6 protein-coding genes and 1 tRNA gene are annotated in these 9378 nt (G+C 73.0%); 6 read left to right on the top strand and 1 reads right to left on the bottom strand.

Annotated features, from left to right (window positions below; all coding sequences use genetic code 11):
* The 4 genes from tmk to CW362_RS41625 form a co-directional block, all read left to right on the top strand.
* On the top strand, positions 1-1817 hold a 1817-nt coding region (tmk, locus tag CW362_RS41640; protein ID WP_103554787.1), incomplete at its 5' end, for a dTMP kinase.
* Between the two features lie 338 nt (positions 1818-2155).
* Positions 2156-3361 (top strand): DNA polymerase III subunit delta', encoded by a 1206-nt coding sequence (locus tag CW362_RS41635; protein WP_103554786.1) that lies wholly within the window; start codon positions 2156-2158, stop codon positions 3359-3361.
* Positions 3362-3534: 173 nt separating this feature from the next.
* Positions 3535-5142, top strand: a complete 1608-nt coding sequence (locus CW362_RS41630; protein WP_103554785.1) for an alpha/beta hydrolase — start codon at positions 3535-3537, stop codon at positions 5140-5142.
* 108 nt (positions 5143-5250) lie between these two features.
* Positions 5251-5324: transfer RNA gene (locus CW362_RS41625), tRNA-Thr, on the top strand.
* A 116-nt stretch (positions 5325-5440) separates the two neighbouring features.
* Here CW362_RS41625 and CW362_RS41620 read toward each other — a convergent pair.
* Complete coding sequence (locus tag CW362_RS41620) at positions 5441-7003, bottom strand: APC family permease (protein WP_103554784.1); 1563 nt, start codon at positions 7001-7003, stop codon at positions 5441-5443.
* Between the two features lie 404 nt (positions 7004-7407).
* Here CW362_RS41620 and CW362_RS41615 point away from each other — a divergent pair, with 404 nt between their 5' ends.
* Together CW362_RS41615 and CW362_RS41610 are read left to right on the top strand one after the other, a co-directional pair.
* Positions 7408-8265, top strand: coding sequence for a glycosyltransferase family 2 protein (locus tag CW362_RS41615; protein WP_240658335.1), 858 nt, complete (start codon positions 7408-7410; stop codon positions 8263-8265).
* Positions 8266-8693: 428 nt separating this feature from the next.
* Positions 8694-9378 (top strand): AfsR/SARP family transcriptional regulator (locus tag CW362_RS41610; protein WP_162684418.1); only part of this gene is annotated, 685 nt, incomplete at its 3' end.

Below are 9378 nucleotides of genomic sequence, written 5' to 3'. Positions count from 1 at the left end.
TCGCCCTGGAGGGTGGTGACGGGGCCGGCAAGTCGACCCAGGCGCAGGCCCTCGCCGACTGGATCCGCGCCAAGGGCCACGAGGTCGTGGTGACCCGCGAGCCGGGCGCCACGCCGGTCGGCAAGCGGCTGCGCTCGATCCTCCTCGACGTGTCGTCCGCGGGCCTCTCGCACCGCGCCGAGGCCCTGCTGTACGCCGCCGACCGCGCGGAGCACGTCGACACGGTCGTCCGTCCCGCGCTGGAGCGGGGCGCCATCGTCATCTCCGACCGCTACATCGACTCGTCCGTGGCCTACCAGGGCGCGGGCCGTGACCTGTCGCCCACGGAGATCGCCCGCATCAACCGGTGGGCGACGAACGGGCTCGTGCCGCATCTGACCGTTCTGCTGGACGTGTCGCCGGAAGCCGCCCGCGAGCGGTTCACCGAGGCGCCCGACCGGCTGGAGTCGGAGCCGCTCGAGTTCCACGCGCGCGTGCGGTCCGGTTTCCTGACGCTCGCCGCCGCCGACCCGGGCCGCTACCTGGTGGTCGACGCCGCGCAGGAGCCCGAGGCCGTCACCACGGTCGTACGGCACCGGCTCGACGTCATGCTGCCCCTCTCCGAGGCCGAGGTGAAGGCCCAGGAGGAGGCGCGCAGGGCGGCCGAGGAGGAGGCCCGGCGCAAGGCCGAGGAGGAGGCCGCCCGCAAGGCGGAGGAGGAGCGCCTGGAGCGTGAGCGCCAGGCGCAGCTCGCGAAACTGCGCGCCGAGGAGGAGGAGCGCAAGCGGCGCGAGCTGGAGGAGGCCCAGCAGCGCGAGGCCGAGCGCCAGGCGGAGGAGGCCCGGCAGCGCGCCGAGGAGGCCCGCCGCCGGGCCGAGGAAGAGCGGGCCCGGCTTCTCGCCGAGGAAGAGGCCCGCGCCGCGGAGCAGGAGCGGGCGCGCAGGCAGGCCGAGGAGGAGGCGCGGCTGCGCGCCGAGGCCGAGGAGCGCCGTCTGGAGAAGCAGCGCAAGGCCGAGGAGGCGCTGCTGCGGGCGGAGGAGGCCCGTCGGATCGCGGCGGAGGCCGCCGCCGCCTCGGCGGCCGCGGCGGCTTCGGCCGAGGCCGTGGTGGCGGGCGCCGGGACGGCGGCGAGGGCCGAGGGCCCGAAGGAGCCGGAGTCCGGTGCCGGGACGGTACGTGACGCCGGTGAGGCTCCGGCGGCCTCGGCGTCCCCCTCTTCGCCGGCTCCCTCACCGTCCGCCTCCCGTTCCGCCTCCAGGCCGTCGTGGGCCGCGGCGGCCTCCGTGCCGGACAACGAGACGACGGTGCCCACGCCCGTCGTCACCGATCCGGCGGCGGTCGACGAGACCGCCGTGCTTCCTCCCGTACGACCGGACGAGGGCCGCCCGGGCACGCGCGTGGGATCCCGCTCCGACGTCGAGGACACGGCCACGCTGCCGAAGCCGCCGGTTCCGGGCGGGGCGGCGGACGAGACGGCGGTGCTGCCGCCCGTCCCACCGGCCCCGGCTGCGGCCGACGAGACGGCCGTCCTTCCCCCGGTACGGAACAGGGGCGCGGGGAGCGCCGGCGGACCGTCCGGAGACCCCACGGGCCGGATGCCCCGGGGCTTCTTCCGCGACGAGCGGCCGGCGGGGCCCGAGGGTCCCACCGACCGCACGCGGGAACTGCCTCAGGTGGACGAGACGGGCGCCCCGCGCCGCAGGCCCCGCCCCGACTGGGCCGAGGAGACCCCGCTCGACGACCTCCCGACCCTGGCGGACGAACTGCTGGGCCCGCGCGAGGACGAGGACGACTGGGACGAGGGCCGCGAGCAGGGCCGCGGCGGGCGGCGACGCTAGCCCGGCCGAGGGCCGGGAGCCGGGGTGGTCGACCCGGCCGGGTGCCGAGCTGGGCCGACTGAAGCGTGACGACTGGCGGCTGGGGCCGGACTCGGGCCGGGTCCGGGCCTCACCGACTGGTGCCCGGCGGGCCGCGGCCCACGGGTGCTGGCTCGGCCCGACCGGCTCGGCCTGGCTCGGGTCGGCCTGACCGGCCCGGCTGACCTGGCTCGACCCGGTCCGGACTGGTCCGACCCGGAGCCGGTCCGGGGACGGGTGACCGGTCGGGTGTGTCCCGTTGTCGGTGGCGACCCGCACAATGGAGGACGCGAGACGAAGCACGACGGAGGGCGGAGCCCATGCCTGTGTGGGACGACCTGGTGGGACAGGAGAAGGTGGCGGAGCAGCTCGCCGCCGCTGCCCGGGACGCCGACGCCCTCGTCACGGCGGCCGCCGCGAACGCCCCGCTCCCCGAGGCGTCCAAGATGACGCACGCCTGGCTGTTCACCGGGCCGCCCGGTTCCGGCCGCTCCACGGCGGCGCGCGCGTTCGCGGCCGCGCTGCAGTGCGTGAGCCCCGACCGCGCGCTCGGCGGGATCCCCGGCTGCGGGTTCTGCGACGGCTGCCACACGAGCCTGGTCGGCACCCACGCCGATGTGGAGATCGTCCGCACCGATCTGCTCTCCATCGGTGTCAAGGAGACCCGGGACCTGGTCCGTCGCGCCCAGCTGTCCCCCGCCGGGGGCCGCTGGCAGGTCATCGTCCTGGAGGACGCGGACCGTCTCACGGAAGGCGCGGGCAACGTCCTGCTCAAGGCCGTCGAGGAGCCCGCTCCCCGCACGGTCTGGCTCCTGTGCGCACCGTCCATCGAGGACGTGCTGCCCACCATCCGCTCCCGCTGCCGGCTGCTCACGCTGCGCACCCCGCCGGTGGAGGCCGTCGCCGACATCCTCGTGCGCCGTGACGGCATCGAGCCCGACGTCGCGGCGGCCGCCGCGCGCGCGACGCAGGGCCACATCGGGCGGGCCCGTCGCCTCGCGACGGACCCGAGCGCCCGTCAGCGCCGCGCCGCCGTCCTCAAGCTTCCGCTGCGGGTCGACGACATCGGAGGCTGCCTCAAGGCCGCCCAGGAGCTGATCGACACGGCTGCGGAGGACGCGAAACAGCTCGCCGAGGAAGTCGACGTCAAGGAGACCGAGGAGCTGAAGGCGGCGCTCGGCGCGGCCCAGGGCGGCCGGATGCCGCGGGGCACGGCGGGCGTCATGAAGGAGCTGGAGGACCGGCAGAAGCGCCGGAGAACGCGTACGCAGCGCGACAGCCTGGACCTGGCCCTGATCGACCTCACCGGTTTCTACCGCGATGTGCTCGCCCTTCAGCTCGGCTCCCGCCTGGCCATCGCCAACGCGGAGGCGGAGGACGCGCTGGAGCGGCTGGCCCGCGGCAGCTCGCCGGAGTCGACCCTGCGCCGTATCGACGCGATCGCCGCGTGCCGCGAGGCGCTCGACCGCAACGTCGCTCCGCTGCTGGCGGTGGAAGCGATGACGATGGCGCTCCGCGCGGGCTGACCCCGGGCGGCCCCTCACGCCCGCCCCTGGCGGTGGCGGCCGTCCGGTGGCGGGGCCCGGTGGCGGGGCCCGGTCGGGACGGTCCGTCCGGGAACGGGTTGACCGAGTCACTCGTACGAGCCGCTTCCGCGACTGAAGGTGATCGAATGATCGCGCAACGTTACGCTCGCGGGATGCACATGAGGCGCACCCCACGGCCGACCCGACCCCTCCGAGCGAGCGGCGTGCTGCTGGCCGCCGCGGCGCTGCTCATCTCCGCCTGCTCCTCGGAGAGCCCCTCGGGGAGTTCCTCCGGGAGCTCCCCGAGGGCGACCGTGCCGACCGGGGCGGTGCTCACCCCGCTGCCGCGCGCCACGCCGTCGGCGCTGGCGCCGTACTACGGGCAGAAGCTGAACTGGCGCAGCTGCGGCGTCCCCGGCTTCGAGTGCGCCACGATGAAGGCGCCGCTCGACTACGACAAGCCCGGCTCGGGCGACGTCAGGCTGGCGGTCTCCCGCAAGAAGGCCACGGGTCCGGGCGAGCGGCTCGGTTCGCTGCTGGTCAATCCGGGAGGGCCGGGCGGTTCGGCGGTCGGCTATCTCCAGTCGTACGCGGGCGTCGGCTATCCGGCGGAGGTCCGGGCCCGCTACGACATGGTCGCGGTCGACCCGCGGGGAGTGGCCCGCAGCGAACCGGTCGAATGCCTCAACGGCCGGGCGATGGACGCGTACACGCAGACGGACACCACGCCGGACGACGGCCGGGAGACGGATCAGCTCGTCGAGGCCTTCAAGAAGTTCGCCGAGGGCTGCGGGGCGCACTCGCCGGGTCTGCTGAGGCATGTCTCCACCGTCGAGGCGGCCCGTGACATGGACATCCTGCGGGCGGTGCTCGGCGACGAGAAGCTGACGTACGTGGGGGCGTCCTACGGGACGTTCCTGGGGGCGACGTACGCGGGCCTCTACCCGGACCGGGTGGGCCGGCTCGTCCTGGACGGCGCGCTGGACCCGTCCCTGGACGCGCGCAGGCTGAACAAGGAGCAGACGGAGGGCTTCGAGACGGCGTTCCAGTCCTTCGCGAAGGACTGCGTGCGGCACAGCGACTGCCCGCTCGGCGACGCGGGCACGAGCCCGGACCAGGTGGGCAGGAACCTGAAGGCGTTCTTCCAGAAGCTGGACAAGGAGCCGATCCCGACGGGCGACCCGGACGGCCGCAAGCTCGGGGAGGCGCTCGCGACGATCGGGGTGATCGCGGCGATGTACGACGAGACGGCCTGGCCGCAGCTGCGCGACGCGCTCACCTCCGCGATGAGGAAGGACGACGGCGCGGGGCTGCTCGCCCTCTCCGACAGCTACTACGAGCGGGACGCCGACGGCCGGTACGCGAACCTGATGTCCGCCAACGCCGCCGTGAACTGCCTCGACCTGCCTCCCGCCTTCTCCGGCCCGGACCAGGTGGAGCGGTCCCTCCCCGCTTTCGAGAAGGCGTCCCCCGTCTTCGGCGAGGGCCTGGCCTGGGCCTCGCTCAACTGTGCGTACTGGCCCGTCGGGAACACCGGTGAGCCCCACCGCATCGAGGCGAAGGGCGCGGCGCCGATCCTCGTCGTCGGCACCACCCGCGACCCGGCGACCCCGTACCCCTGGGCGCGGTCCCTCGCCTCCCAGCTCTCCTCCGGCACCCTTCTCACCTACGTCGGCGACGGTCACACCGCCTACGGGCGCGGCAGCGCCTGCATCGACTCCGCGGTCGATCGCTACCTCCTCCAGGGCGTCCCTCCCGAGAAGGGAAAGCGCTGCTCATAGCCCCGCCGGGCACTCGCGGAGGGCCTGCTCCGGGGCGTGTGCGGAGCACCCCCAGAAACTGTGTAGACTTACCGACGTTGCTGATCGCACCATGGGTGTGGACAGCGCGCCGCCTTAGCTCAGATGGCCAGAGCAACGCACTCGTAATGCGTAGGTCTCGGGTTCGAATCCCGAAGGCGGCTCAGTGGAACCCAGCTCGGACACCGTCTGAGCTGGGTTTTTTTCATGCCTCGGTGTGATGGCGTCCATGGCGTGCCGGAGTTTTCGGGGCGGTGAGGTGCGGGTGTCGGTCGGCGGGTCAGTGGCCCGTCCGGTCGTGGGACGAGACCGGGATCGTCTCCTTGTGGAAGTACGACGGGCGGAACGCGCTGTACAGGAACATCAGGACGGCTCCGAGGAGAAGGGCGCCGACACCGGTGACGAAGACGCCGCCGAGCTGCCGGTGCGGCGGGAACGGCAGGGTCCACGAGGTGCTGCCGTAGTCGGCGGCGGCGTACACGAAGCAGGCGTTGACGAAGAAGTAGAGCAGCAGCAGACCGCCGAGGCCCGGCATGATCCCGCGTGTCCACAGGTCGTGCGCGCTGCGCGTGAGGACCTTGCGGTAGTACCAGACGCAGGCGAAGCCCGTGAGCCCGTAGTAGAAGGCGATCATCAGGCCGACCGAGCCGATGGAGTCGGCCAGGACGTTCTCGCTCACCCGGGTCAGCATCACGTAGAAGACGATCGAGGCCAGGCCCATGCCCACGGTGGACCAGGTCGGGGTGAGGAACCGGGGGTGGATGCGGGCGAAGCGCTGGGGGATGGCCTTGAACGCGGCCATGGACAGGGTGGTGCGGGCCGTGGGGAGGATCGTCGTCTGGGTGGAGGCCGCCGCCGAGGTGAGGACCATGACGATCAGGAGCTTGGTGGCGACCGTGCCCCAGCCCCCCGTGCCGAAGACCTCGGCGCCGAGGCTGGAGAGGACGTCGCCGGAGTTGTCCGGGTTCCCCAGGCCGATGCCCTTGTCGCCGACCCCGGCGAACGCCTGCGCGGACGTGGTGACCATGACGTAGACGAGCAGCAGGATGACCGTGGAGATGACGGCCGCGCGGCCGGGGGTGCGGTCCCGGTCGACGGTCTCCTCGTTGACGGACACCGCGGTGTCCCAGCCCCAGTAGATGAACACCCCGGCGAGGATGCTCTTGGTCAGGTCGTCGAACGAGTCGATCTCGAAGGGGTTGAACCACGACCACGAGATCTCCGAGGAGACGTTCGGCGCCGTGCCCCCGTACACCTTGACCAGTGCGGTGACCGACAGCAGGAGCAGCACCACGACCTCGATGGTGAGCAGCGCCTTCTGCAGGTTGGCCGAGAGCTCGATGCCGATGTAGCAGACCAGGGTCATCACGGCGATCCACAGGACGCCGACGAGGGTGACCCAGAAGGTGTTCTGCGCCAGACCGTCCGCGCCGACGAGCTGGAAGCCGTACGCGCCGGCGATCTGTGCCAGGTTGGCCATGACGATGATGTCGGCCGCGACGATGCCCCAGCCGCCCAGCCAGCCGGTACGGGGGCCGAAGGCCCGGGCCGCCCAGGTGAAGGTGGTGCCGCAGTCGGGGTCGGCCCGGTTCAGCTCCTTGTAGCCGTAGGCGATCAGGAACATCGGGACGAACGCGAGGACGACCACGATCGGCGACTGGAAGCCCACGATGCCGACGATCACTCCGAGGGTCGCCGCGAGGCTGTAGGCGGGGGCGGTGGAGGCCAGCCCGATCACCGTGCTGGAGAACAGACCCAGGGCGCCGCTCTTGAGGCCCTTGTCCGTGGACCCGGGCCCCAGCGGGGGCAGCGGGGCGGGCGGCGGTACGGATGGTGAGCTCATGGCGCCCTCCGGAACCTGGTGGCGCCCGTCGGCGGTGGACCGGGCGCCCGCTGTCCCCGGCCCGGGAGGCCACGGGCATCCCGGTGGTCACCGGGGACGTCCAGGGGCGCCGGGCCGCTCCCACCAGCATGAACCCGCTCGTCGGCAACCGGTAGTCGAGCCCTGTCCCCGGCGGTGGAGACGGGCCGATCATGGCCGGAATTCGTCCTCCGCGAGGAGAAGTGGCACTCCCGGTCGTGAGCGTATGGGCGTATATCGGGATGTACGTACGACGGGCGCGGTGGAGTACGTGAGGGGTAATCCCGGTGAACGACTAGCATCGCGGCACAGTTGTCGGCCGGGATGGGGTGGGTGTCGTGTCACAGGTGGAGGAGGGGCCACGGATCGCCGTTGCCGTGGTGACCATGGGCAACCGGCCCGTCGAGGTCGACGCGCTGCTCACCTCCGTGGCCAAGCAGGACGTCGCGCCCACCCGGATCGTGATCGTCGGCAACGGCTGCCCGCTGCCCGAGTTCGCCGAACGCCTCGGTCTGCCGGGCGAGGTGACCACCATCGAGGTGGACGACAACCTCGGCTGCCCCGGTGGCCGGAACGTGGGCCTGAGCCGGCTCCGTGAGTTCGGGGACGTGGACGTCGTCGTCGAACTCGACGACGACGGGCTCCTCGTCGACGCCGACGTGCTGCGCAGGGTGCGCGATCTGTACGCCGCCCGGCCGCGGCTCGGCATCGTCGGATTCCGCATCGCCGACGAGAACGGGGAGACGCAGCGCCGCCATGTGCCGAGGGTCGGGGCCAAGGACCCGATGCGCGGCGGACCGGTCACCGGCTTCCTCGGGGGCGGCCACGCGCTGTCCATGCCGATGCTCGCCGAGACCGGGGACTGGCCCGCCGAGTTCTTCTTCGCGCACGAGGAGACCGACCTCGCCTGGCGGGCCATCGACGCGGGCTGGACCGTGCTGTACGAGCCCGAACTGCTCCTCCAGCACCCCAAGACCTCGCCCGCCCGGCACGCCATCTACTACCGCGTGACCGCCCGCAACCGGGTCTGGCTCACCCGCCGCCGGCTGCCCCTGGCGCTGATTCCCGTGCACCTGGGGGTCTGGATCGTGCTCACGCTGCTGCGGACGCGGTCGGTCGGCGGACTGAGGGCCTGGTTCGGCGGATTCGCGGAGGGGCTGCGGCGCTCCGGGGGAGAGCGGCGCCCGATGCGGTGGCGGACGGTCTGGCGGCTCACCCGGCTCGGCCGCCCGCCGGTCATCTGAGCCCGGCTCCCCGGTCCTGCGGGCCGCTCCTGCGCCGCGGCCCTCCGCGGGATTCCGCCACGGGAATCCCGCCCGGGGTCTGCCGGGGGGCTGTACAGGGATCGCGTGCGGGGATTTTGTACGGGGATTCCGTACGGGATTCGCTACGGACGGAGGCCCCGGTCGATCACCTCGACGACCGGGGCCTCTGACGTCCCCGGATCCGGCCACGGCGGCGACACTCCCCCGAGTTACGCGTAGTACGCGCGCACCGTCGGGCCGGATCCGATGGCTTGATCACATCAGCCTGCGCCAACGGATCGCTAACATATGGCCAACGGTTCCCTCGGGGACGATCACTTGACCGGCGTGAACTCGTCTCGAGAGGGCGCGAAACCGTCGTGGTGCGCGGCCGGCGCGGCCGGGCGGAAAGACAATGGGGCGGCGTGATGCGGAACGGGCTGCGGTTCGGACTGCTGGGCCCGCCGGTCCTGTACGACGCCGATGGCGCGGTCGTCTCGATCGGCAGCCGGAAGATGCGTGCCCTGCTGGCCGCACTGCTCCTCGAACCGGGCCGGGTCGTCTCCGTCGACGTGCTCAAGGACGCGTTGTGGGGCGGGGCGCCACCCGCCTCCGCCCAGGCGTCCCTGCAGAACCACGTGACCCGGCTGCGTCGGCTCCTCGACGATCCGGAACGGCTGCGCGCGGTACCGCCGGGATACGTCCTGCGGGTCGGCGAGGGCGAGCTGGACGTCCGCGTCTTCGAGCGGCACGCCACCGTCGCGCGCGACGCGCACGCCGAGCGCGACTGGGAACGGGCGCTGCGCGAGTCCACCGCCGCGCTCGCGCTGTGGCGTGGCACCCCGCTCAGCGGCCTGCCGCCCGAGATCGGCGGGCACGCCTTCGTCCAGCGCCTGGAGGAGGCCCGGCTGCTCGTCCTGGAGTGGGGTTACGAGGCGGAGCTGTGCCTCGACCCGACGGCCTCGCGGCTCGACCGCCTGGCACCGGAACTGGCCGCCCGTACGGCCGAGCATCCGCTCCGCGAGTCGTTCCACCGGCTCCTCATGCTCGTCCTGCACCGCACCGGACGCCAGGCCGAGGCCCTCGCCGTCCACCGCGACCTGCGGGCCCGCC

Origin of the sequence: Streptomyces populi, assembly GCF_002911015.1 — a bacterium.
Taxonomy (GTDB): domain Bacteria; phylum Actinomycetota; class Actinomycetes; order Streptomycetales; family Streptomycetaceae; genus Streptomyces; species Streptomyces populi.
This window is presented reverse-complemented; position numbering and strand designations above follow the sequence as displayed.